At 73.0% G+C, this 23,904-nt stretch carries 20 protein-coding genes and 1 pseudogene; 12 read left to right on the plus strand and 9 right to left on the minus strand.

Features of this window, described 5'->3' with window-relative positions; genetic code table 11:
- Nucleotides 1–156 precede the first annotated feature (156 nt).
- Together GA0070216_RS12405 and mqnP are read left to right on the plus strand one after the other, a co-directional pair.
- Complete coding sequence (locus GA0070216_RS12405) at nucleotides 157–1,617, plus strand: menaquinone biosynthesis decarboxylase (RefSeq protein ID WP_091244267.1); 1,461 nt, start codon at nucleotides 157–159, stop codon at nucleotides 1,615–1,617.
- Nucleotides 1,617–2,528: a menaquinone biosynthesis prenyltransferase MqnP gene (gene mqnP, locus GA0070216_RS12410; RefSeq protein WP_091244269.1), complete on the plus strand. Its 912-nt coding sequence runs from the start codon at nucleotides 1,617–1,619 to the stop codon at nucleotides 2,526–2,528. Before GA0070216_RS12405 ends, mqnP begins: the two co-directional genes overlap by 1 nt.
- 241 nt (nucleotides 2,529–2,769) lie before the next feature.
- Here mqnP and GA0070216_RS12415 read toward each other — a convergent pair whose 3' ends face one another.
- Complete coding sequence (locus GA0070216_RS12415) at nucleotides 2,770–3,735, minus strand: terpene synthase family protein (RefSeq protein ID WP_091244271.1); 966 nt, start codon at nucleotides 3,733–3,735, stop codon at nucleotides 2,770–2,772.
- 302 nt (nucleotides 3,736–4,037) lie between these two features.
- Here GA0070216_RS12415 and GA0070216_RS12420 point away from each other — a divergent pair, with 302 nt between their 5' ends.
- On the plus strand, nucleotides 4,038–4,664 hold the full coding sequence (locus GA0070216_RS12420) for a UbiX family flavin prenyltransferase (RefSeq protein WP_091244273.1): 627 nt from the start codon (nucleotides 4,038–4,040) through the stop codon (nucleotides 4,662–4,664).
- A 149-nt stretch (nucleotides 4,665–4,813) separates the two neighbouring features.
- Here the strand turns inward: GA0070216_RS12420 and GA0070216_RS12425 are convergent, their stop codons facing one another.
- Nucleotides 4,814–5,080: a BldC family transcriptional regulator gene (locus GA0070216_RS12425; RefSeq protein ID WP_084261470.1), complete on the minus strand. Its 267-nt coding sequence runs from the start codon at nucleotides 5,078–5,080 to the stop codon at nucleotides 4,814–4,816.
- 268 nt (nucleotides 5,081–5,348) lie between these two features.
- Between GA0070216_RS12425 and GA0070216_RS12430 the strand changes: the two genes are divergently transcribed.
- The gene (locus GA0070216_RS12430) at nucleotides 5,349–5,807 is read left to right on the plus strand and encodes an Lrp/AsnC family transcriptional regulator (protein WP_091244277.1); all 459 of its coding nucleotides are present in this window, start codon (nucleotides 5,349–5,351) and stop codon (nucleotides 5,805–5,807) included.
- A gap of 170 nt (nucleotides 5,808–5,977) precedes the next feature.
- Nucleotides 5,978–7,069, plus strand: a complete 1,092-nt coding sequence (cds1, locus tag GA0070216_RS12435; RefSeq protein ID WP_091244282.1) for an L-cysteine desulfhydrase Cds1 — start codon at nucleotides 5,978–5,980, stop codon at nucleotides 7,067–7,069.
- A 100-nt stretch (nucleotides 7,070–7,169) separates the two neighbouring features.
- On the opposite strand, the gene GA0070216_RS12440 is transcribed toward cds1, so the two are convergent.
- The 4 genes from GA0070216_RS12440 to GA0070216_RS12455 all read right to left on the minus strand — a co-directional run bounded on the left by GA0070216_RS12440 (nucleotide 7,170) and on the right by GA0070216_RS12455 (nucleotide 13,436).
- Complete coding sequence (locus tag GA0070216_RS12440) at nucleotides 7,170–7,790, minus strand: putative glycolipid-binding domain-containing protein (protein WP_091244285.1); 621 nt, start codon at nucleotides 7,788–7,790, stop codon at nucleotides 7,170–7,172.
- Between the two features lie 96 nt (nucleotides 7,791–7,886).
- Nucleotides 7,887–9,779, minus strand: a complete 1,893-nt coding sequence (locus tag GA0070216_RS12445) for a DEAD/DEAH box helicase (RefSeq protein ID WP_425413148.1) — start codon at nucleotides 9,777–9,779, stop codon at nucleotides 7,887–7,889.
- A gap of 255 nt (nucleotides 9,780–10,034) precedes the next feature.
- Nucleotides 10,035–11,729 (minus strand): hypothetical protein, encoded by a 1,695-nt coding sequence (locus GA0070216_RS12450; RefSeq protein ID WP_091244288.1) that lies wholly within the window; start codon nucleotides 11,727–11,729, stop codon nucleotides 10,035–10,037.
- 132 nt (nucleotides 11,730–11,861) lie between these two features.
- The gene (locus GA0070216_RS12455) at nucleotides 11,862–13,436 is read right to left on the minus strand and encodes a C40 family peptidase (RefSeq protein WP_091244291.1); all 1,575 of its coding nucleotides are present in this window, start codon (nucleotides 13,434–13,436) and stop codon (nucleotides 11,862–11,864) included.
- A gap of 241 nt (nucleotides 13,437–13,677) precedes the next feature.
- Here GA0070216_RS12455 and mqnE point away from each other — a divergent pair, with 241 nt between their 5' ends.
- The 3 genes from mqnE (at nucleotide 13,678) to GA0070216_RS12470 (ending at nucleotide 15,690) form a co-directional block, all read left to right on the plus strand.
- Nucleotides 13,678–14,847, plus strand: a complete 1,170-nt coding sequence (mqnE, locus tag GA0070216_RS12460; RefSeq protein WP_091244294.1) for an aminofutalosine synthase MqnE — start codon at nucleotides 13,678–13,680, stop codon at nucleotides 14,845–14,847.
- A 23-nt stretch (nucleotides 14,848–14,870) separates the two neighbouring features.
- Nucleotides 14,871–15,311 (plus strand): hypothetical protein, encoded by a 441-nt coding sequence (locus tag GA0070216_RS12465; RefSeq protein ID WP_091244297.1) that lies wholly within the window; start codon nucleotides 14,871–14,873, stop codon nucleotides 15,309–15,311.
- A gap of 106 nt (nucleotides 15,312–15,417) precedes the next feature.
- Nucleotides 15,418–15,690: a DUF4229 domain-containing protein gene (locus tag GA0070216_RS12470; RefSeq protein WP_091244301.1), complete on the plus strand. Its 273-nt coding sequence runs from the start codon at nucleotides 15,418–15,420 to the stop codon at nucleotides 15,688–15,690.
- A 255-nt stretch (nucleotides 15,691–15,945) separates the two neighbouring features.
- On the opposite strand, the gene GA0070216_RS36080 is transcribed toward GA0070216_RS12470, so the two are convergent.
- Entirely contained in the window at nucleotides 15,946–17,322 is a 1,377-nt protein-coding gene (locus tag GA0070216_RS36080; RefSeq protein WP_091244304.1) for a C39 family peptidase, read from the minus strand.
- 204 nt (nucleotides 17,323–17,526) lie between these two features.
- Here GA0070216_RS36080 and GA0070216_RS12480 point away from each other — a divergent pair.
- The 4 genes and pseudogenes from GA0070216_RS12480 to GA0070216_RS12495 form a co-directional block, all read left to right on the plus strand.
- Nucleotides 17,527–18,834 (plus strand): annotated as a pseudogene (locus tag GA0070216_RS12480) (M14 family metallopeptidase); the annotation flags it as partial.
- 358 nt (nucleotides 18,835–19,192) lie between these two features.
- Nucleotides 19,193–20,131 (plus strand): ABC transporter substrate-binding protein, encoded by a 939-nt coding sequence (locus GA0070216_RS12485; RefSeq protein WP_091244310.1) that lies wholly within the window; start codon nucleotides 19,193–19,195, stop codon nucleotides 20,129–20,131.
- A gap of 235 nt (nucleotides 20,132–20,366) precedes the next feature.
- Entirely contained in the window at nucleotides 20,367–21,401 is a 1,035-nt protein-coding gene (locus GA0070216_RS12490; protein ID WP_091245239.1) for a FecCD family ABC transporter permease, read from the plus strand.
- A gap of 100 nt (nucleotides 21,402–21,501) precedes the next feature.
- A complete protein-coding gene (locus tag GA0070216_RS12495; RefSeq protein ID WP_091244313.1) occupies nucleotides 21,502–22,287 on the plus strand; it encodes an ABC transporter ATP-binding protein in 786 nt (261 codons plus the stop codon).
- A gap of 3 nt (nucleotides 22,288–22,290) precedes the next feature.
- Here the strand turns inward: GA0070216_RS12495 and GA0070216_RS12500 are convergent, their stop codons facing one another.
- Nucleotides 22,291–23,118, minus strand: coding sequence for a VOC family protein (locus tag GA0070216_RS12500; RefSeq protein ID WP_425413149.1), 828 nt, complete (start codon nucleotides 23,116–23,118; stop codon nucleotides 22,291–22,293).
- 42 nt (nucleotides 23,119–23,160) lie between these two features.
- Nucleotides 23,161–23,898, minus strand: coding sequence for an ABC transporter permease (locus GA0070216_RS12505; protein WP_091244319.1), 738 nt, complete (start codon nucleotides 23,896–23,898; stop codon nucleotides 23,161–23,163).
- Between the last annotated feature and the right edge of the window lie 6 nt (nucleotides 23,899–23,904).

The following is a 23,904-nucleotide window of genomic DNA, read 5'->3' on the forward strand; positions in this document are numbered from 1 at the left end:
CTAGTGGCCCCTGTGAGGGCCACTTCTCTCCAAGATCTCTGAGCGAGGCGGCAGTCCGCCCGTGCGGGAAGGTGCACCTGTCCGGGTGGGGAGGCGCACGCCGCAGGGTCGGACCCGGCGTGGGGGGTGCCGCCCGGGGTGCGGGAGACTGGCCGTATGGCGGCACGTGGCTTCCCGTACACCGATCTCAAGGACTTCCTCGCGGCGCTGGAGCGCGCGGGCGAACTGCGGCGGGTGACCGTCCCGGTGGACCCCACGCTGGAGATCAGCGAGGTGGTCACCCGGACGGTCCGGGCCGGTGGGCCGGCGCTGCTCTTCGAGCGGCCCACCCGGGGCGAGATGCCGCTGGCGATCAACCTGTTCGGCACCGAGAAGCGAATGGCGATGGCGCTCGGCGTCGACTCGCTGAACGAGATCGGTGACCGGATCGGCGCGCTGATCAAGCCGGAGCTGCCGGTCGGCTGGTCCGGCATCCGCGAGGGCCTCGGCAAGGTCATGCAGCTCAAGTCGGTGCCGCCCCGCAAGGTGAAGACCGCCCCCTGCCAGGAGGTGGTCTACTCCGGCGACGACGTCGACCTGGGCCGGCTGCCCGGCCTCCAGGTCTGGCCCGACGACGGCGGGATCTTCCACAACTACGGGCTGACCCACACCAAGCACCCGGAGACGGGCAAGCGCAACCTCGGTCTCTACCGCCTCCAGCAGCACTCCCGCAACACCCTCGGCATGCACTGGCAGATCCACAAGGACTCCACCGCCCACCACGCGGTCGCCGAACGGCTCGGCCAGCGCCTCCCGGTCGCCATCGCCATCGGCTGCGACCCGGTGGTCAGCTACGCCGCCTCCGCGCCGCTCCCCGGTGACATCGACGAATACCTGTTCGCCGGGTTCCTGCGCGGCGAGCGGGTCGAGATGGTCGACTGCCTGACCGTGCCGTTGCAGGTGCCGGCGCACGCGCAGATCGTGCTGGAGGGCTACCTGGAGCCCGGCGAGCGGCTGCCCGAGGGACCGTTCGGCGACCACACCGGCTTCTACACCCCGGTCGAGCCGTTCCCGGTGCTGCACATCGAGACGATGACCATGCAGCGCAACCCGGTCTACCACTCGATCGTCACCTCCAAGCCGCCGCAGGAGGACCACGGCCTCGGCAAGGCCACCGAGCGGATCTTCCAACCGCTGCTCAAGCTGATGATCCCGGACATCGTCGACTACGACCTGCCGGCCGCCGGGGTGTTCCACAACTGCGCGATCGTGTCGATCCGCAAGCGCTACCCGAAGCACGCGCAGAAGGTGATGAACGCGATCTGGGGCGCGCACCTGATGTCGCTGACCAAGCTGATCGTGATCGTCGACTCCGACTGCGACGTGCACGACTACCACGAGGTCGCCTTCCGGGCCTTCGGCAACGTCGACTACGCCCGCGACCTGCTGCTCACCGAAGGCCCGGTCGATCACCTCGACCACGCGTCCTACCAACAGTTCTGGGGCGGCAAGGTGGGCGTCGACGCGACCCGCAAGCTCCCCACCGAGGGGTACACCCGGGGCTGGCCGGAGGAGATGACCATGTCGCCGGAGGTCGCCTCCCTGGTCGACAAGCGCTGGAAGGAGTACGGCATCTGATGGCCACCGCCGTTACGCCGGCCGCCCGCCCCGGTCGGGTCAAGTCCTTCCTCAAGCTCGTCGCGATCGAGCACTCCGTCTTCGCGCTGCCGTTCGCGTTCCTGTCGGCGCTGACCGCGATGCAGGTCAACGGCGGTCGGGTCCGCTGGTGGGACCTGCTGCTGATCACCGTGGCGATGGTCGGGGCGCGGACGTTCGCGATGGCCGCCAACCGCATCCTCGACCGGCGGATCGACGCCCGGAACCCGCGTACCGCCGGGCGGGAACTGGTCACCGGGGCGGTGAGCGTGCGGACGGCCTGGACCGGCGCGGCCGTCGCCCTGGTGGTCTTCCTCGCCGCCGCCGCCCTGCTCAACCCGCTCTGCCTGCTGCTCGCCCCGCTCGCCGTGATCCCGCTGGTCGTCTACCCCTACGGCAAGCGGTTCACCGACTGGCCGCACGCCATCCTGGCGATCGCCCAGGCGGTCGGCCCGGTCGGCGCCTGGCTCGCCGTCACCGGCACCTTCGCCGGCTCGTGGCCGGCCTGGCTGCTCGGCGCGGCCGTCGGCCTGTGGATCGGCGGCTTCGACCTGATCTACGCCTGCCAGGACGACGAGGTCGACCGGGTGATCGGGGTACGCAGCGTCCCCGCCCGCTACGGCCGACGCTTCGCGCTGCACGCCTCCACCGTGGCGCACGTGGTGACGTTCGCCCTGTTCGTCTGGTTCGGCGCGCTGGTCGGCTACGGCTGGCCCTGGTGGATCGGGCTGGTGCTCACCGCCGTCGCCTTCGGCTACCAGCACCTGGTGGTCACCCCGACCGACCTCAGCAAGGTCAACCGGGCCTTCTTCACCGCCAACGGCTTCGTCGGTATCGCCCTGTTCGCCTTCGCCCTGCTGGACCTGCTCCTCCGCCTCAACCTCCACCCCTGACAACCCCACCGGCACGTCATCCTGCTCCCCACCCCACCCGCCCCTCCTGCTTCACCCACCCCCCACCCACCCCCTGCCTCACCCCGGTGATCAAGAGGTTTGCGTCAAGTGATCAAGAGGTTTAGGTCAACTTTGATCTTCAGGTTGACCTAAACCTCTTGATCACCGGGGCGGCGGGGCGGCGGGGCGGCGGGGCGGCGGGGCAGAGTGGGGCAGCGGGGCAGCGGGGACTGGGGTGGTGTCAGGGGTGGGGGTGGAGGGGGTAGCGGGCGCTTTCCAGGGTCCAGTCGATGGTGCCCCGGACGGCGTTCGCGACCCCGTCGAGGTGGGTGGCGACTGGCCCGTCCAGCGCCGGACCGAACGACGGGACCGCCCTGCACTGGGCCTGGAAGTGGCCCATCGTGTCCCGCCACCGCTCGGCGACCAGCTCCACCGCCTCCGCCACCGGCACGTTCCGTTCGGCGGCCAGCGCCAGCACCAGGTTGTGCCCGCCCGAGGTGACCCGGTCCCGCTCCATCGAGGCGAGGTCGTTGTACCAGGAGAGCAGGTCGTTGCCGAGGGCGCCGATCCGGCGCAGCAGCGGATGGTGGTACACCGCGTCGGGCAGCACCCGGCCCCCGACGAACTCGATCAGCGGATACGACACGTACGCCGCCGAGGTGGCCCGGCGCAGCGCGACGTACTCGTCCACCCCGGGTGGCCGCCCGCTCTCCTTCGCCACCGCCTCCCGCCAGTTGCCGTCCAGGTGGTCGCCGACCGCGTCGGCGAACCGCAGCCGCCAGCGCGCCGGCATCCGGCGACGGGGTGCCCGCCACGCCTCCACCAGCAGCCGACGCAACGGCCCACCGAATCCCGGGTGCCGTCGTCGGGGACCGTCGTGCAGCAGGGTCAACGTCCCCCGGCGCAGCGCCCGGATCTGCTCCGAGGGCAACCGGTCCGGCCCGTCGCAGGCGTCGTCGACCAGGAAGAACCAGGTGAAAAGGGCCGCCACGGTACGCAGGTCCGGCTCACTCGCGTCCGGATAGAGGCGGCCGGCGTACCGGGCGAAGCCGGCCCGGTCGAGCCGGTGCAACGCCTCGGCGCCCAACGGCAGACCCAGTCGGGGCAGCCGCTCCAACAGCCAGTCCTGCACCCCCTCGGCGTACGGGGAGAGCCGGGGTGGGATCGGGCACGCCGACCGTAATGACCAGAGGAGTTCTTCGACCATTACCGATTCCTCCCCCGTGCGGCGTGGACCAACCGAGCGCAGCATCGCAGGTCCGCTTCTGACGCCCCGCCCAGGGCCCGCCGACGGATGCCTGAATCGTGTGCTCAGCGACGGTGGAGGACCGCGGAGACCCTGCCCCGGCCGGGTGGACGCGGGCTCCGGGCGGGACGTGGGTCCCGGGCGGGCGCGGCCCCCGGGCGGGCGCGGGTCCCGGCGGGCGGGAGTGGTGGGAGGGCAGGGGACCGGAGACGGATCCGGGGGTGGGCGTCCGACGGTCGGCGTACACCAGGCAGGCTGGGCGTATGCGCGAACCATGGGTGGTGGGGGTCTCCGGGGCGTCCGGCACGCCGTACGCGGCGGCCGTCGTCCGGGGGTTGCTCGATGCCGGGCAGCCGGTGGACCTGATCGTGTCCCGGGCCGCCCGGCTGACCGTCCTCGACGAGACCGGCCGGCCGTTCCGGGACGGGCACTGGGCCGAGGACCTCGCCGGCTGGCTGGGCCGGGACCTCACGGGCGACGACGTGCGGCACTGGCCGGCCGGCGACATCGCGGCCGGCCCGAGCAGCGGCTCCTACCGGGTACGCGGGATGGCGGTGGTGCCGGCCAGCACGGCGGCCTGCGCCGGCATCGCCATCGGCCTGTCGAAGGACCTGCTGCAACGCGCGGCCGAGGTCAACCTCAAGGAACGGCGGCCGGTGGTGCTGGTGCCCCGGGAGACCCCGGTGACCCGCAGCCACCTGGAACACCTGATCGCGCTGCACGACGCCGGCGCGGTGGTGCTGCCGGCCAGCCCCGGCTTCTACGGTGCCGGTGCGTCCGCCACCGCCCAGCAACTGGTCGACTTCGTGGCCGGCAAGGTGCTGGACGCCCTGGGCGTGCCGCACACCCTGTTCCGACGCTGGTCGGGCCGGTTGGCCGCCGACCGCTGACCAGGTCCGCGACCGCCACCGCGCCGCTGGCCGGGACGCACGCCCGGCCGGCTGCGGGCCGGATGATCAGCCCGGACACGGGCCCGCCACCTGCTCAGTCGGCGACGGGCCGGCCTGTTCGGCCGGCCCGCGCGTCCGTCTCGCACCATTCAGTACATCCCGGCATTGGCCGGACCCGGCCCGGTCGAGGCGGCAGGCCCCACATTGCGTGGTTTGCCCATGTCGTCCGCCTCGTCCAACATGCCCTCCCCTTCCAGCAGGGCCCGCACCTCGGATTCCCGAAACCGGCGATGCCCGCCTGGAGTCCGGATGCTGCCTATCCGGCCGGCCGCTGCCCAGCGCGTCACAGTCTTCGGGTCCACCCGAAACAACGCAGCGACCTCACCCGGTGTCAGCAGGCGATCTCCAGTGTCCACAGCCCCCTCCTCGCGTCGACGAAGCCCTCGGCTGAACACACTGCCCCCGGCCGGTGCGAGCCCAGAGCCGTCATGAGGGACGTATGGCAATTACAGCACCAGCGAACTGGCCTGTCCGCCAAACGCGAAAAACGCACGGAGTGAGAAGTTAGTAAATGGTACCGGCGCGGGACTCCCTTGACCGTCGGTCTGCGAACTGTCACCTGCTGTCAGATCCAACGGATGCCGGTGGCCGGACGTTACGCCCCAACGGATAGGCTCACCCTCCGTGGACGCGATCGACCGGAGCCTCGTCGAACTACTGCGCGGTAACGCCCGCCTGTCGTACGCGGAACTGGCCCGGCAGGTCGGCCTCTCCGCGCCAGCGGTGCACGAACGGGTCGGCAAGCTGGAGTCCGGCGGCGTCATCCGGGCCTACCGGGCCGAGGTGGAGCCGGAGGCGATCGGGCTCGGGGTGACCGCGCTGATCGGCATCGTCGAAGACTCCGGCGGGGACACCGACGACGTGCTGGAGACGTTCCGGCAGATGCCCGAGATCGAATCCTGCTACTTCATGGCCGGCGTCGAGTCCTTCCTGCTCAAGGCGCGGGTGGGCACCATCGCCGAGCTGGAGCAGCTGATCGTCCGGCTGAGCCGTACCCCCGGGGTGGCCTCCACCCGCACCGGCATCGCGCTGTCGACCAAGTGGGAGAACCGGCCCCAGCCGATCGAGCCACCGGCTTCCTGACCGGCCGGCCCGCCGCCCGCCGGTCCCCCTCCCGCCGCCGTACGCGCAGCGCGGTCCGCCTGCCGTCGCCCGTCGCCGTCGCCCGTCGCTGCTGCCCGCCGTCGGCGCCCGTCGGCGGCGATGCCGGGGCGGCCCGAACCCGAGCTGACCTCGCTTGTAACGTTGCCGACGTGACTCATCTGGAGCGGTGCGACGAGGCCGGACGGGTCTGGGTGACCGAGGCCATCGCCGCGGTGGAGGCCGACGCCAACCGGTCGGCCGACACCCACCTGCTGCCGTTCCCGCTGCCCCGACAGTGGGGGATCGACCTCTATCTCAAGGACGAGTCGGTGCACCCCACCGGCTCACTCAAGCACCGGTTGGCCCGTTCACTCTTCCTCTACGGGCTCTGCAACGGCTGGATCGGACCGTCGACCACGGTGATCGAGGCGTCCTCCGGCTCGACGGCGGTCTCCGAGGCGTACTTCGCCCGGATGCTCGGGCTGCCGTTCGTCGCGGTGATGCCCGCCTCCACCTCACCGGAGAAGATCGCCCAGATCGAGTTTCACGGCGGGCGTTGCCACCTGGTCGAGGACCCGGCCAAGGTGGTGGTCGAGGCGCGCTGGCTCGCCGAGGACAGCGGCGGGCACTTCATGGACCAGTTCACCTACGCCGAGCGGGCCACCGACTGGCGGGGCAACAACAACATCGCCGAGTCGATCTATGCCCAGCTCTCCCTGGAGCGGCACCCCGTGCCGGCCTGGATCGTGGTCGGCGCGGGCACCGGCGGCACCAGCGCCACCATCGGACGGTACGCCCGCTTCCAACGGCTGCCCACCAAGCTCTGCGTGGTCGACCCGGAGAACTCGGCGTTCTATCCGGCGTGGCAGGCCGCCGACTGGTCGGTGCGCACCGGCCGGGGTTCCCGGATCGAGGGGATCGGCCGGCCCACCGTCGAGGCGTCCTTCCTCCCCTCGGTGGTGGACCGGATGACCCAGGTGCCGGACGCCGCCTCGCTGGCCGCCATGCGGGCCGGCTCGGCGGTGCTCGGCCGGCGGGTCGGAGGCTCGACCGGCACCAACCTGTGGGGGGCGTTCGGGCTGATCGCCGAGCTGCGCGCGCAGGGCCGGACCGGCTCGGTGGTGACGCTGATCTGCGACGCCGGAGAGCGGTACACCGACACCTACTACGACGACGGCTGGGTGGCCGCCCAGGGTCTCGATCTGGCTCCGCACCTGGCCACCATCGACCGCTTCCTCACCACCGGCGGTTGGCCGACCTGAGGGCGTCGACACCGTGGACGTGCCGTACCGCTGGGTGGCGCCGTACCCCTGCCGGCTCCGGCCGCTGTAGAACTGATGACGTTACCGACTCGGGCGCGGGTCAGCCCAGGTCCGCCCGGTCGGCCACACCGGGGTAGTGCCGGACCAGGCCCGCGCCGTCCACCTCCAACTCGGCGCGGAAGGTGTCGCTGGTGAATCCCACCCGCCCCGGCCCGAGCGCCGTGTAGACCTGCTCGCCGGCCACCACCTCCAGGCTCGGCACCAGCACCCAGGCCACGGTGATCCGGTGCTCGGTGCTGGACGTGGCCCCCGCCAACCCCAACCGGCGGATCGGCAGGCTGTTGAACAGGGCCGAGCCGCCCAGGTCGACGTCGAGGGCGTCGTGCAACCGGTCGGTCTCCTCGATGCCGGGTAGCCCGGCCGGTGGCTGCCCGGCCGCCCGCAGCGCCGCGTCCAGGTCGCCCTGCTCGCCGGTCGTCACCCGCCAGCCGTCCGCCCCGCGTTCCAGTCGTACGGTCCGCGACCAGCCGGCCCCCTCGGCCTCCACGGCGAGCGAGACGGTGACCCCGTCCGCGCCGGCCACCACCCGGTACCGGCAGGTGTAGGGGATCGGGTCGACGGCCAGTTGGGTGCCGTGCGCGGCGAACCCTGACCCGTCGTCGAGGACGGCGTGCTCGGCCCCGGCGGTGTCCGTCCGGCTCCAGAATAGTGACCTCGGCATGGTGCGGACGTTACGCCAGCCGGGCGTCGTCGGCAGCGCATGCACGAACGCCGCCCCGGAGCGTGGGCTCCGGGGCGGCGTCGGGAATTCCACCGATCAGTGGGTACGCGCCGGTGGCCTACCGCCGAAGCCCTGCCGGTCGTCACGCGGCCGGTCGTCGCGGACCCGACCCTCGGTGCGGAACCCGCCCCGCCGGTCGGTGGCACGCGGCTCACCGTTGCCGAACCGGCGCTCCCCGGAGTGCTGCTCGCCCCGGGCCTCCCGGTCACCGAAACGCTGCTCACCCCGGTCGCCGAAGCGCCGGTCGCCGTAACCCCGGTCGGTCTGCACGCGATCCCCGTAGCCCCGGTCGCCGCTGGGCCGGTCGCCGTACCCACGGTCACCGGCGGGGCGGGCGCTGTAGCCCCGGTCGCCACCCGGTCGATCGCCGTAGCTCCGGTCGCCGCTGGGGCGGGGGCTGTAGCTCCGGTCGCCGCTGGGCCGGTCGCCGTACCCACGCTCACTGCTGGGGCGCGCGCTGTAGCCACGGTCGCCAGCGTGACTCCGGCTGTCGCGGTCACCGCTGTGACCCCGGCTGTCCCGGTCACCGCTGTAACCGCGGCTGTCCCGGTTGCCGGCGTAGCCCCGGCTGTCGCGGTTGCCGCCGTAGCTGCGGGAGTCCCGGTCGCCGAAGCGGCGCGGACGGTCGCCGTGCCGACGCGGCTCGGGCTCGTCGCGTACCGGGACCGGGATGCCACTGGGCTCGCGGGCCCCGGTCAGTTCGGTCAGCACCGCGTCGCCGACCCGGACCCGGGTCTCGGCCGGCTCCACGCCGGCCTTCTCCAGCATCGCCAGCGTGGTCCGCCGCTGCTTGGGCAGCACCAGCGTGGCCACCGCGCCCGACTCACCGGCCCGGGCGGTACGACCCGCCCGGTGCAGGTAGTCCTTTGGGTCCTTCGGCGGGTCGATGTGCAGCACCAGGGAGACCCCGTCGACGTGGATGCCCCGGGCCGCCACGTCGGTGGCGACCAGCACGTCCATCCGTCCCTCCTTGAACTCGGCGAGGGTCTTGGTGCGCATCCGCTGGGTCTTGCCGCCGTGCAGCCCACCGGCCCGTACGCCCACCGCGCCGAGCTGCTCCACCAGCCGGTCGACGCCGAGCTGGGTACGGGCGAAGAGCATGGTCCGGCCGGGGCGGGCCGCGATCGACGCCGCCACGGCGAACTTGTCGTGCGGCGGGATCAGCAGCAGGTGGTGGTCCATGGTGGACACCGACGCGGTCGACGGGGCGGTGGAGTGCGTCACCGGGTCGGTCATGAACCGCCTGACCAGTGTGTCGACGTCACCGTCCAGGGTGGCCGAGAAGAGCAGCCGCTGGGCGTTCGCCGGGGTCTTGGCGAGCAACTCGGTGACCTCGGGGAGGAAGCCCATGTCGGCCATCTGGTCGGCCTCGTCCAGGACGGTCACCTCGACGTCGTCCAGGACGCAGACGCCCCGGTTGATCAGGTCGCCGAGCCGGCCCGGGGTGGCCACGACGATCTCGACGCCCCGCCGCAGCGCGTCGATCTGCCGGTCGTACGGGACGCCACCGACGGCGGCCTTGAGGAAGATCCCGACGGCCTTGCCGAGCGGCAGCAGCGCGTCGTTGACCTGCATCGCCAGCTCGCGGGTCGGGACCAGGACCAGGGCGCGGGGGTGCAGCGGCCGGGCCCGGTTGCGCTCGGCCAGCCGCGCGATGACCGCCAGCCCGAAGGCCAGGGTCTTGCCGGAGCCGGTCTGGCCCCGGCCGAGGACGTCCCGGCCGGCGATGGCGTCGGGCAGGGTGGCCCGCTGGATCTCGAACGGGGTGGTGATGCCCTGCCGGGCGAGGGTGTCGACCAACTGCCGGGGCAGCCCCAGGTCGGCGAAGCCGACGACGGGGGTGGCCGGAGCCGGGGCGTTGCCGGTGTCGTCACCGGCCGGGAGGTCGTGGGCGGACGGAATGGTGCCGGGGTCAACGGAGGTGGTCAAGAAATGCCTTTCGAGCGGGGCGCATCTTCGCGATGGCCCGCCGCAGCATGAGGTTCGCCGCCGAATCGCCCGCAAGATCGCCCAGGGGCACGCCACGCGCGCCGGGTCAGTGATCCCGACAAGTGTACGGCGATCCGGCGGTGCCGCCAGTGCACTCCGCGCCGGTAGTGGGCGGACTCACCCCCGATCCGGTCCTCCCCACCCGCCTGCCGGGCCCGCCCACCAGCACCTCCGTGGCGTCCGGCCGCCGGGGTCTCACGGGGACAGCATGTTGCCGACCAGCCCGTCCATCACGTTGTTGGCGAGCAGGACGACCAGCACGCTGATCGCCACCAGCAGTCCCAGCGAGGCGGCGAGCACGATCACCACCCGGGTGGTGCGGGATCGCGGCGTCGGCGTGTCGGACCAGCCCTGAGCCAGGATGTGTCCGGTCAGCGAGCCGGAGTTCTCCACGGAATTGGCGGCCGGGAATGCGACCGTGGAGTGGCCGGGCCCGTCGGTGCCGCCGCCGTAGCCGACGCTCGCCAGGTCCGGACCGCCCCGGTAGGAGGTGCCGGTGGCACGACGGGTGACGCCGCCGGCCGTCCCGCCCGGGGCGGGTACGGAGCGGGGCGAGCCGGGCAGCGCGGGCGCCGGCACCTCCGGCAGTGCCGACGTGGCGTCGCCGCCCGACAGGTCGGGCACGACCGGGGCCCGGAACGTCGGCACGGCCGAGCCGGCAGCACCCGTACCGCCGCCCTTCGCCGGGGACGCGGACGACGGCGGGGTGAAGGCGGGCGATGCCGGGGCGGGGGACGCGGACGACGGCGGGGTGAAGGCGGGGAGTGCCGGGACGGCAGGTGCGGAGGCGGACGGGCGTGCGGAGGCGGGCGGGGTGAAGGTGGCGGACGCCGGGGCCGGAGGTGCCGGGACGGTCGGGGTGACGGTGCCGGCGGTCGGGGGTACTGCGGCGGAGGCGCTGGCCCGGAAGGCCGGGGTCGCGCGGCCGGTCATGGCCGGCGGCGGCGGGAACGGAGGTGCCGGCATCGGGCCGGGTGGCGCAGGCGGCGGCGGTACCGCCGGACCCGGGGGTGGCACCGGTGGCCCGGGTACGGGCGGGACGGGGCCGGGCGGGACCGGGCCGGGCGGGACCGGGACGGGCGGGACCGGGACGGGACCCGGCGGTGGGCCGGGCAGCGGCGGGACCGGCGCGGGGAACGGCCCGGGAGCGGGCGGCTCAGGGGTGAACGGCGTGGGACTCGGGGCGGGCTCGGGCGTGGGGGTCGGCACCGGGGTGGGCTCCGGTTCCGGGGTCGGTGGGGTCGGCGGCTGGACCGGCTCCGGGGGCTGCGCAGGCTCGGGCGGTTCCGGGCTGACCGGTGCCGACCGGTACACCCCGGGGGACGCGTCACCGGACCGGGTTCCCGCGCCCGCCGCCGCGCCCTCGGCCTCGGCGGCGGAGATCCGACTGAGCCCGGGGACGGAGACGCTGGCCCGTGCCGTGCCGCCGTCCGACCCGCCGCGCTGCCCGGGAACGCCGGTCGGGGAACCCGGGTCGCCCGGAGCCGGGCCATGGGGGTGCGGGTCGTCCGGAGCCGAGCCGTTGGAGGGCGGGTCGGGTGTTCGGGAGGCAGGGATGGTGGCCGGGGTGCCCGCTCGGTAGGTGGTCGCGGTGGCCGGTCCGGCGGGAAGTTCGTTGCCCTCGGGCGGTGCGGTCACGGTCCGCACACTGGCCGTGGCGCGGGCCGGTCCGTCGGTGGACGGACCCCGCCGGGCCGGGGCATCGCTGGTTCCGGTGAACCGGCCGGAGCTGTCGGCGGCCCCGGTGGGTCGGCCCGGGTTGTCGGTGGCCCCGTCGCCGGTCCGACCGGGTGCGTCGGCGGGTGCGGTGGGTCGGACCGGGCTGTCGGTGGCCGGGTCGGGCACGGGTCCCTGGTCGACCTGCCGCACCGGAACCTCTTGCTCGCCCATGATCGCCCTCCGCGCACCCTCGCACCCGCGCCCCGTGAACGGCGACCGGATGTGCCTCGTGTCACCGTGCCACATCTCGCCCCGTCGGCACAGTCGGAGTGCCGAGGGGAGGGTCGCGGTGGTGGCGGTCGGTCAGCTCCCGGTGCTCGCCGGGGCGGTCGCCGAGGTCGAGGTGGACGCCGACCTGCTGCTCTGGGGGGCGCCGGTGTTGACGGCCGTGGTCGGGGTGGCGCTGTCGTCCGGGGAGCCGGAGCCGGAGATGCTCGGCGTCGGTTCGGCGCTCTTGCTCGGGGTGGGGGTGGGCGTCACGGACGGCTTCGGCGTCGGCGGCTTCGTCGGGACCGTGGTCGACGTCGGCCGGGGTGTGGGCGGCTTCGGTGAGGCGCTGGTGGGCTTCGGCGACGGGGTGGTGGGCTTCGGCGACGCGCTGGTGGCGCCCGGGGTCGGCGTGGGGACCTGGGTGACCGGGGAGCCTGGGGTGGTGACCGCGCCGACGACCCGGGTGGAGGCGTAGAGACCGGACCACCGGACCTGGGAGATCTTGACCACGTCCCCGCTGCGCGGGGCCTGCACCATCCGCCCACCACCGATGTACATGGCGACGTGGTGGATGGTCGTCCAGCTGCTGCCGGAGGCGAAGAAGAGCAGGTCGCCGGGGAGCAGGGCACCCTGGGAGACCGTCCGGCCGCGGGTGGCGTAGTACTGGTCACGGGCGACCCGGGGCAGGTCGTAGTAGCCGGCGGACCGGTAGGCGGCCCACATCAGCCCCGAGCAGTCGAACCGGTCCGGGCCCTCGGCCGCCCAGAGGTAGGGGTCGCCGAGCTGCGCCAGCGCGTACCGGACGGCGGCGAGCGCCTGCGGACTGGCGTTCAGCCCGGTGCTGCTCTGCCCCTCGACGTACGCCGCACCCAGCCTCTGCTCGGCGGCCTCCTGCTGCTTCTCCAGCGCGATGAGCTGGGCCTGGTTTTCCGCCCGCAGCTTGGCGATCTTGGCGTCGTTGTCCCGCAGCGCCTTCTGCACCGCGGCGAACTGTTCCTCGGCCCGCCGGACCCGGTCCGTGGCGGCGGTGACCGCCTGGGCGGCGACCTGCTCGGCCGTCCGGGCCCGGGACAGCTCGCCGGCCGCCGCGGTGGTCTCGTCGTCGGCCTGCTCACCCCGGGAGGCCCGCTGCAGGACGCTCAGCCCGCGCAGGTCACGGGCCAGCTCGCCGGGCGGCAGGGCGGCGGCGGCCTTGAAGGCGTTCGCGGCGACGGCGTTGGCCTGCTGCTCCGCCACGGTCAGCGCGCCCCGGGCCCGGGTCAGCTCACCCTGCACGCCGGTGAGTTGGACCCGCGCGTCGTCGCGCTGCTTCTGTAACTGGAGGAGCTGGTCGGCGAGCTGACCGTTCTGCGCGGTCAGGGCGTCGATCTGGGACAGCAGCGGGCTGGTCGGGAGCCCGCCGACCGGCAGGGTCGGGTAACCGGGCTGACCGAGGGCCGGGTAGCCGGGCGTCGCCGCGCCGGGCAGCTGCACCCCGCCCGTCGCCACCGGCCGGGAGCCGGTGTCCGGGACGGTGTTGGGCAGCGGCGGCTCGGCATAGGCCGGGGTGGCCAGGACCATCGCGGCGACCGCGCCGAGCAGCGCCGACCAGAGCGCCGGACGCAGCACCGGGGAGACCAACGGGCTCCTGCGTCGTCGCTGCCGTCGCCCGTGCCCGCTGTCGACCATTCCGCTCCCTGTGCCGCGTGATGGCGCCGCGCGGGGTGGGCGCGGCGACCGGGACGCCGCCGGCTTGCGCCGCGTCCCTTCCTGTCTTACCGCACCGGGACAACGATGTCGATGCGCAGCCGGCTTGGAGAAGCCTGGGAGTGCGGGTGAAGTACGTCGCTGCCGGTGCCCGTCCTGCCGACTCGTCGGTGGCCCGACGTAGGCTCGATCGGACCGCAGGTGGAAGGGACGTGGCTTTTCGATGGACGCCGGACTCAAGCGTGAGCTCGAAGCGAAGGTGTACGCGGGGGAGCGACTGACCCGCTCGGACGGGATCGCCCTCTACGAGAGCGACGACCTGACCTGGTTGGGTCGACTGGCCCACCACCGGCGTACCGAGTTGAACGGCGAGCGGGTGATGTTCAACGTCAACCGGCACCTCAACCTGACGAACGTCTGTTCCGCCTCGTGTGCGTACTGCTCTTTCCAGCGCAAGCCGGGCGAGAAGGACGCGTACACGATGCGTATCGACGAGGCGGTCCGCAAGGCCAAGGAGATGGAGGACGAGCAGCTCACCGAGCTGCACATCGTCAACGGCCTGCACCCCACGCTGCCCTGGCGCTACTACCCGAAGGTGCTGCGGGAGCTGAAGGCGGCGCTGCCGAACGTCAAGCTCAAGTGCTTCACCGCGACCGAGGTGCAGTGGTTCGAAAAGATCAGCGGCCTGTCGGCCGACGAGATCCTCGACGAGCTGATGGACGCCGGCCTGGAGTCGTTGACCGGCGGCGGCGCGGAGATCTTCGACTGGGAGGTCCGCCAGCACATCGTCGACCACGCCTGCCACTGGGAGGACTGGTCGCGGATCCACGCGCTGGCCCACGCCAAGGGCATGAAGACCCCGGCGACGATGCTGTACGGGCACATCGAGGAGCCCCGGCACCGGGTCGACCACGTGCTGCGGCTGCGCGAGTTGCAGGATCAGACCGGCGGGTTCGCGGTCTTCATCCCGCTGCGCTACCAGCACGACTTCGTCGACTCGGCGGACGGCAAGATCCGCAACCGGATCCAGGCGCGTACCACGATGGCCTCGCCGGCCGAGTCGTTGAAGACGTTCGCGGTCTCCCGGCTGCTGTTCGACAACGTCCCGCACGTGAAGAACTTCTGGGTGATGCACGGGCTGTCGGTGGCCCAGCTGTCGCTCAACTTCGGCGTGGACGACCTGGACGGCTCGGTCGTCGAATACAAGATCACCCACGACGCCGACTCGTACGGCACCCCGAACACCATGCACCGGGACGATCTGCTGCACCTGATCTGGGACGCCGGTTTCCAGCCGGTCGAGCGGGACACCCGCTACAACGTGGTCCGCGAGTACGACCGGGCGCCCTCGCTGGCGTCTCGGCGTGCCGAGCCGCAGCAGGTCTGGGCCTGACCCGGCCGTATGCTCGTCACACCATGACCGGACAGCAGCCGACCGCGCAGCAGCGCAGCGGGTTTCCCCGTCGGGACGCCGAGGGGCGCATCCTGACCCTGGGTGACCTGCTCGGGGTGAGCCTGGCCGGTTGGCTGATCGGCCTGCTGGCGCTGGTGCTCTTCGACTGGGCGTTCGCGGTGGCCGGCGCAGGTGACTTCGGTCGTACCAACGGCTGGCTCGCGGTGATCCTGCCGGCCTGGCTGTTCTGGGACGACTTCCGGGCCTGGGACTTCGGTGCGGCCCGGGTGGTCGCGGCGCTGTCCGCCGCGCTGCTCGCGGTGCTCGCCGGGCTGCTGGTGGCGGGCCTCGCCGGCGGGCTCGCGCCGCTGTTCACCGGCGGCCTGGCCGCGCTCGCGTTCGCCCTCGGGTACGCGGTGCTCTGGTTCCAGGGCGTGCACTGGCTGGCCCGGCGGACGGGCTGAACTACCCGACGGCGGGCGTCCCGACGCAGAAGCAAGGAGTGGGCAACGTGAGCGCGAGCAGCGAGCGGGGTGTGCGGGCCCCGCGGTCGCGGATGAGGATGGTCCTGTGAGCGCGGCGGTCAAGTACACGCTGGCCCGGATCGGGCTGTTCCTGGTGGTCGTGGCGGCGCTGTGGCCGGTCGGGATGAACCTCTTCCTGAAGCTGATGGTGGCGTTGATCTTCTCCGCTGCCGCGTCGTTCTTCCTGCTCCGGGGTTGGCGGGACCAGATGGCCGAGGAGGTGGCCGCCGCCGCCGAGCGGCGACGCGCGGAGAAGGAGCGGCTCCGCTCCGCCCTGGCCGGCGACGACCAACCCGCCGAGGGCGACCGGCCCCACTGACCCCCGCGCACCCCCGTCCGCCCGCGCCCCGCGTCCGCCCGCGTCAGTTGCTCGCCCCGCGCCTGACCCCGCCCGCCCTGCGCCGTGCGCCCGCCCCGCGACCCGATCGGCCATGATCCACTCCAGATCGGCCCCATAGCGGTACCGCGGCGCGGTGATACCGCTACTTCGGCCCTCTGGAGTGGATCACGCCGGCCCCCGGAGTGGATCACGCCGGCCCCCTCCCGGAGTGGATCACGCCGGTCGGGGAGGAGATCACCAGTTGGTCGAGCCGGGGACCACCGGCCACGGGCGGTCGGTCGGCTTGATCAGGTAGGCGATGCCGCCCGACCCGCCGGCCACCGTGCCGTTGGCCCGGTAGCGCTTGGTCCGCAGCCAGATCTGCTCGAACTGGTCCCGCCGGTAGACGTTGCGCACCTCGGCGTTGGACGCCGACGCCGGGTCGTTGACGATCACGTCCCCGTCGGCGGTGAAGCCGACGATCACGAAGAGGTGCCCGGAGGTGCCGTAGTTCGACCCGTCCAGCTCGGTGTCGAGGAAGGACTGCGAGGTGACCACGGGGATGCCGGCCCGGATGAACCGTTCCGCCTCGTCGAGCGAGTGCAGCCGGGTCACCCGCGCCTCGATGCCGGGGAAGCTGGCCGCGTACGCGGTGTTGAACGGCCAGTTGCCCGCGCCCTCGTACTCGTTGTCCCAGGTCATCCGGGCGGCGTGGACGACCTGCGGGTGGGGGTGGTCGGGGTCGATCCAGGACAGGTCGGCCGCCGACGGCAGTTTGCCGTAGTACTCCAGCACCATCGTGGTGGACGTCGGGCTGCACCAGACCTGGCCGCCGCCGCCCCACTCCGGGTAGCTGCCCCGGTGGACCATCTGGGAGCGGGCCGGCACCGGCAACTCGGTGCCCCAGGCGATGCCGCCCCGGCTCGGTGCGACGGTGAACCGGTCCGGCACGTGCGAACTCATCGCGCCGAGCATCCGGACCCGGGGCGAGGCGGCCCGGCCGGGCGCGCGGTAGAGGGTGAGCCGCAGCTGGTACGACCGCAGCAGCACCCCGGCGTCGGCGTCGTCGATGACGAGGGTGTCGGTCCAGACGTTCGACCAGGGGTCGCCCTGACCGTCCAGGGTGGCCCGGGCGATGTCCTGGTCACCGGCGGCCCACCGGGCCATCACGTACCACGGGGTGTGGTCGTCGGTGGTGTAGGTGCCCTGGAGTTCGACCTGGAGCCAGGTGCCGGCGGGGGTGTCGGCGTTCCAGGAGGCGACGAGTTCGGTGGCGTCGAAGCCGATCGGGGTGCGCGGCGAGGTCCAGGTGGCGTACTCCCAGGTGCGGGTGGTGCCGGTGTGCGGGTCGGTGAACTCGGTGGTGCCGGCCGGACGGCCGATGGCGAGGCCGGCGCGGTGCCCGGGTGCGGCGTACGTGCCCCGGTGGGTGCCGGCCCGCCAGTCGGGGTGCCGGGACCACTCCTGGAAGGTGATCTGCTCGTCGTGTCCGCCCGGGGGTGGGCGGTCCCCGGCGGGTGGGGGCGTCCCGGCGGGTGACGGGCCGCCGGCGTGGACGGGGGCGGTGCTGGCGAGCAGGGTGAGGGTGGCGACGCCGACCAGGGCGACCGCGCGCAGTGCTCTGCTGGACATGGCAACTCCGCAGGGTGGGGGATCGTTGCCGTTCACTGTCCCGCTCGGCAGGAAGTTTCGCCAGAGCCTGTGGATGAGAAAATCATTGCCGATGTGACGATCCGGTCGGGATGGTTGGAGATAGTCACGGATATTGATATGACCATGTGACTCCTGGTGAAGTGGGCGCACAACGGGATCTCCCGTACCCCGAGGAGGATGTCCATGGCCTTCCGCACCTCCCCCTTCCGGCGTCGCCTGGCGCTCGCCGTCGTCGCCGGCCTCGGCCTCACCGCCGTCGCCACCGGGCCGGTCTCCGCGCGCCCGGCCCCGGACCCCGAGCCCGCCGCCGCCGAATACCGGGTGCTCGGCCCGCGTACCCTCGCCGACCGCAACGCCGTCGCCCGCACCGGCGCGGCCATCGACTCCGCCGAACACGGCGTGCTGTACGTCTCGGCGACCCGGTCCGAGGCTGCCGCGATCACCCGGCTCGGTTTCCGGCTGGAGCGGGAGACCACACCGGCTCCCGCCGAGGGGGCCGGCACCTACGCCTTCCCGCCGGCCGACTCGAACTACCACGACTACGCCGAGCTGACGACCGTGGTCAACCAGGTGGTCGCCGACCACCCGGCCATCGCCCGCAAGATCAGCATCGGTCGGTCGTACGAGGGCCGTGACCTGATGGCGGTGAAGATCTCGGACAACGTCGGCACCGACGAGGCCGAACCGGAGATCCTGTTCAACTCCCAGCAGCACGCCCGCGAGCACCTGACCGTCGAGATGGCGATCTACCTGCTCAACCTGTTCACCGACAGCTACGGCAGCGACTCGCGGATCACCAGCATCGTCAACTCCCGGGAGATCTGGATCGTCCCCACCGTCAACCCGGACGGCAGCGAGTACGACATTGCCACCGGCTCCTACCGGTCCTGGCGCAAGAACCGGCAGCCCAACAGCGGCGCTGCGGCGGTCGGCACCGACCTGAACCGCAACTGGGGCTACAACTGGGGCTGCTGCGGTGGCTCGTCCGGCTCGCCGTCGTCGACCACCTACCGGGGGCCGTCGGCCTTCTCCGCCCCGGAGACCAAGGCGATGCGGGACTTCGTCAACAGCCGGGTCGTCGGCGGGGTGCAGCAGATCAAGGCCAACATCGACTGGCACACCTACTCGCAGCTGGTGCTCTGGCCGTTCGGCTACACCACGGCCAACACCCCCAGCGGGATGACCGCCGACCAGTACAACACCTTCGCCACCCTCGGGCAGCGGATGGCGGCCACCAACGGCTACACCCCCGAGCAGTCCAGCGACCTCTACATCACCGACGGCGACAGCCTCGACTGGATGTGGGCGACGCACAAGATCTGGGCGTACACCTTCGAGATGTATCCCGGGTCGTCCGGGGCCGGTGGCGGCTTCTACCCGCCCGACGAGGTGATCCCCGCCCAGACCTCCCGCAACAAGGAGGCGGTGCTGCTCCTGTCGGAGTACGCCGACTGTCCCTACCGGGTCATCAACAAGCAGAGCACCTACTGCTGACCCGTCGGACGTGACTCCGGGTGGGGTCCTGTAAGCCCCCGACGGGACCCCACCCGCCCCGCCCGACCAGACGATCTTCGCTGGTCGTGCGCTACCGTGGCACCCGATCGACCCGCAGCGAAGCCGGTGCGAAACCGGCGCTGTCCCGCAACTGAGATGCCCCACCGTGGTTCCCGGCCCCGCCGGGGACCCACCCGGCGCCCGGCCCGAGTGGCCGGCGTCGTCGTGTGTGGGGACGAGCCAGGTCGCCTGCGGTCGGTCGCGACACGCGCTCTCGAGGAAGGGCGCCTCGTGGACGGGTACGCCAGCGGCCCTGTCGGCGAAGCACCACGCTCCTCGACCGACAGGAGGACCGATGTCCCGACGTACCCCCCGGCTGTTCGCCGCGACCCTCGCGGTGGCCGCCCTCGCCCTCGGCGCGTGCGCCGAGAAGACCTCCGACGACGCCCCCGCCGCCGGCAGCAGCTCCGGCGCGGCGGCCTTCCCGGCCACGGTGGGCAACCTCACCCTGGACAAGCGGCCCGAGAAGATCATCTCGCTGTCGCCCACCGCGACCGAGATGCTCTTCGCCATCGGGGCCGGCAAGCAGGTCACCGCCGTCGACGACCAGTCGAACTACCCGGCCGACGCGCCCAAGAGCGAGCTGTCCGGCTTCCAGCCCAACGCCGAGGCGATCGCCGGCAAGAACCCCGACCTGGTGCTGCTCGCCAACGACACCAACAAGATCGTCGCCCAGCTCACCGCGCTGAAGGTCCCGGTGCTGCTCACCCCGGCGGCGGCCACCCTCGACGACTCGTACCGGCAGCTCACCGACCTGGGCACGCTCACCGGCCACCCGACCGAGGCGGCCGACGTCACCGCCCGGATGAAGGACGAGATCGGCAAGCTCACCAAGGACCTGCCGCAGCGGTCCACCAAGCTGACCTACTACCACGAGCTGGGGCCGGAGCTGTACAGCGCGACCAGCAAGACCTTCATCGGTTCGATCTACGCGCTGGCCGGTCTGGAGAACATCGCCGACGCCTCCGACGCCGACGGCAAGAACGGCGGCTACCCGCAGCTCTCCCAGGAGGTCATCGTCAAGGCGAACCCGGACTTCGTCTTCCTGGCCGACGTGAAGTGCTGCCAGCAGAGCGCCGACACGGTCAAGGCCCGCAGCGGCTGGGCCGGCGTCACCGCCGTCAAGAACAACCAGGTCGTCGCCCTCGACGACGACGTCGCCTCGCGCTGGGGGCCGCGCGTGGTCGACCTGCTCCGGTCGATCGTCGACGCCACCGCCAAGGTGCCGGCGTGACGGTCCACCACCGGTGACCGTGCGCTCCACCGACCCCGGCCCGGCCGGGACGCCCGACGCGCCCCGGCCGCCCGGCGTGCCCGCCCCCGGCCCGGCCGCCGCCGCAATCTCCCCGGCCGGGTCCGAGCCGGCCGGGTCCGAGCCGGCCGGGTCCGCGTCCGCCCCGGGTCGACGGACCGCCGCCGGGTGGGTCCGCACCCCGAAGGTCGCCGCCGGTACGCCCCGACCGGCCGGGCTGCGTAAGCGCTGGCTCGCCGCCGGGGTGCTCGCCGTGCTGGTCGCCCTGGTCGCCGGGGTGTCCCTCGGCCCGGTCGGCCTGCCGCCCGGCAGCGTCGCCGCCGAACTGCTCAACCTGCTGCCCGGGGTACGCCTGGACAGCGGGCTGACCGAACGCGAGATCGCCATCGTCACCGAGCTGCGGCTGCCCCGGGTGGTGCTCGGCCTGCTCGTCGGTGGTCTGCTCGCCCTGGCCGGCGGCTGCTACCAGGGTGTGTTCCGCAACCCGTTGGCCGACCCGTACCTGCTGGGGGTGGCGGCCGGCGCGGGGCTCGCGGTGACCGCCGTGATCACGCTGGGCGGCGTCGGGGCGGGCGGGGCGCTGACCGGGATGCCGGTCACCATCCCGCTCGCCGCGTTCGTCGGTTCGCTCGGGGCGGTCGCCCTGACGTACCTGCTCGGGGCGGCCGGCGGACGGGACCGGTCACCGGCGACCCTGATCCTGGCCGGGGTGGCGGTGTCGGCGTTCCTCGCCGCCGGGCAGACGTACCTGCTGCAACGGCACTCCGACAGCATCCAGCAGGTCTACTCCTGGTTGCTCGGGCGGCTGGGCACCGCCGGCTGGGGCGACGTCCGGCTGATCCTGCCCTACTTCGTGCTGACCGCCGTCGTGGTGCTGCTGCACCGGCGGGAACTCGACGTGCTCTCCGTCGGCGACGACGAGGCGGCCAGCCTCGGCCTGCACCCGCAGCGCTCCCGCTACCTGCTGATCGCCGCCGCCTCACTCGGCACCGCCGCCGCCGTCTCCGCCTCCGGGCTGATCGGCTTCGTCGGGATCATCGTGCCGCACACCGTACGGCTGCTGGCCGGGTCGAGCTACCGGGTGATCCTGCCGCTGTCGATGCTCTTCGGCGGGGCGTTCCTGGCGCTGACCGACGTGGTCGCCCGGACCGCCGCCGCCCCCGCCGAGATCCCGATCGGCGTGGTGACCGCCCTGCTCGGCGGCCCGTTCTTCGTCCTGGTCCTGCGCACCGCCCGCCGGGTCTTCCCGTGAGCGCGAGGAGTGAGCCGGGTTTGCGAGCCCCGCAGTCGCGAACAGAGGTGGCCCCGTGAGCGCGAGGAGTGAGCCGGGTTTGCGGACCCCACAGGCGGGGGTGCCGGCGGTCGAGGTGCGGGGGCTGCACGTGCGGCTGGGTGGGGCGGTGATCCTGGCCGGCGTCGACCTGACGGTCACCCCGGGCGAGTGGGTCACGGTGATCGGGCCGAACGGCGCCGGCAAGTCGACGCTGCTGCGTGCCGTCGGCGGCCTGCTGCCCGCCCCCGGCGCGGTCTCGCTGTTCGGTACGCCGTCCGGCGCGCTGCGTCGCCGCGACCGGGCCCGGGTGGTGGCGACGGTGGCGCAGTCCCCGGTGGTGCCGGCGGGCATGTCGGTGTTCGACTACGTCCTGCTGGGGCGGACCCCGTACATCGCGCCGCTGGGTCGGGAGTCGGCGGCCGACCTGGCCGCCGTGCACGACGTACTCGACCGGTTGGATCTGACCGGGTTCCCCCGGCGGGAGCTGGCCACCCTCTCCGGCGGGGAGCGCCAGCGGGTCTTCCTGGCCCGGGCGCTGGCCCAGGGTGCCACCCTGCTGCTGCTGGACGAGCCGACCAGCGCGTTGGACATCGGCCACCAGCAGGAGGTGCTGGAGTTGGTGGACCAGCTCCGCCGGGCGCACGGCCTGACCGTGCTGGCCACCATGCACGACCTCTCCGTGGCCGGTGAGTACGCCGACCGGATGGTGCTGCTCGCCGACGGCCGGGTCGTCGCGGCGGGCCCGCCCGACGAGGTGCTCACCGAGGAGTTGCTGTCCCGCCACTACCGGGCCCGGGTCCGGGTCATCCCCGGCGACCGCGGCCCCCTGGTGGTCCCCATCCGTCCCGAATCGCCACGGTCGTGAAGCTCACCGCTGTCCGGCAGCACCCGTCTGGAGCAGGGAGAAGCGGGCGCCCTGGGGGTCGCGGAGGGTGGTGCGGCGGCCCAGGAGGGTGTCCCGGGGTGGGGTGAGGATGGTGCCGCCGAGGGTGGTGGCGCGGGCGGCGGTCGCGTCCACGTCGGCCACCGCGAAGAACACCGACCAGTACGCGGGCCGGTCGGTAGGCGGGTCGCCGCCGGGCGTCGGCAGCATTCCGGCCACGATCCGTGTCCCGCACCGCCAGCCGGTGTAGCCGGGCCCGGCACTGGACTGCTCCTGGGGATGCCAGCCGAAGACCAGCTCGTAGAAGAGCACCGCACCCTCCGGGTCCGGGCTGACCAACTCGTTCCAGCACATCGCCCCGGGAGCGTCGCGCAACTCCGCCCCGGGCATCCGCATGGGCTGCCAGACGCTGAACACCGCGCCGGCCGGGTCGGTGAAGACCGCCATCCGGCCGGCGTCGAGTACGTCGAACGGGGCGACCAGCACCTGCCCGCCGGCTGCCTCGACCCGGGTGGTGACCAGATCGGCGTCGTCGGTCGCCACGTACGTCGACCAGACCGGCACCTGGTCCGGGTCGGCCGGTGGGCCGGCGCCCGCCACCGCCCGGCCGTCCCGGCGGAAGGTGGTGTAGCCGGCGGCCTCGGGTTCCGGCGCGATCCGGCCGGTCCAGCCGAACAGTTCGGGGTAGAACCGCCGGGCGGCGTCCAGGTCGGGGGTCGCCAGGTCGGTCCAGCAGGGCGTGCCCGCGGCGACGGTGCTCACGTCGGCCCCTCTCGGCTGCGGGGGCGTGCCGGTGGGACGCCCTGCCGGCATCGTGGCACCGGTCGCCGGCCACCGGGCCGAACCGGCGAAAGGTCAACTGAACCGGCGACCCTCGTCGCGCCGGTACGCCCAGCCGGAGACCGCGGCGAGCAGCACGATCCAGACGCCGAGCATGGTCAGGGCGAGCGGGTCGGGTCGCCAGTCGCCGACCGCCGCCCACATCAGCTCGACCGCCCCCCGGGTGGGCAGGAACGGCGCGATCACCTGGATGAAGCCGGGGGCGTCGCCGGGGGCGGAGAGCAGGCCGCCGCCGAAGGCCAGCGGGAAGAAGATGACCTGCGCGACCACGATCGCCGCCTTGCTCGGCAGCGAGTAGCCGATGGCGAGACCCAGCAGGGTGAACGGCACCGACACGACCGCCACGGTGAGCGCGCCGAGCAGCAGCCCGACCGGGGTGACCCGGGCGGCCGTGGCGACCGTCGCGATGATCACGACGGGCAGCATCGACAGGTAGGTCAGCACCAGCCCGGCCAGGATCCGCCCGGCCAGTCGGGGTCCCGGCCCGGCGGGCAGGGTGCGGGTGTACGGGTTCCAGGGTTGGTCGCGGTCCTCGGCGACGCCGATGCCGTACTGGAAGATGTTGGCGCTCATCACCGCGAAGGTGACCATCGCGGCGGTGGCGTAGGTGGCGCCGGTCGGGTCGTCCCCGGCGAACGGGACGACGAAGAAGAGCATCGCGGCGGCGGGGAAGAAGGCGCTGCCGACCACGGCGACCGGGATGCGGATGATCTCCAGTAGCTGGTAGCGGGCGTGGACCAGGGTGAGCGGCACGGCGTC

Origin of the sequence: Micromonospora matsumotoense (genome assembly GCF_900091525.1) — a bacterium.
Classification (GTDB): Bacteria; Actinomycetota; Actinomycetes; order Mycobacteriales; family Micromonosporaceae; genus Micromonospora; species Micromonospora matsumotoensis.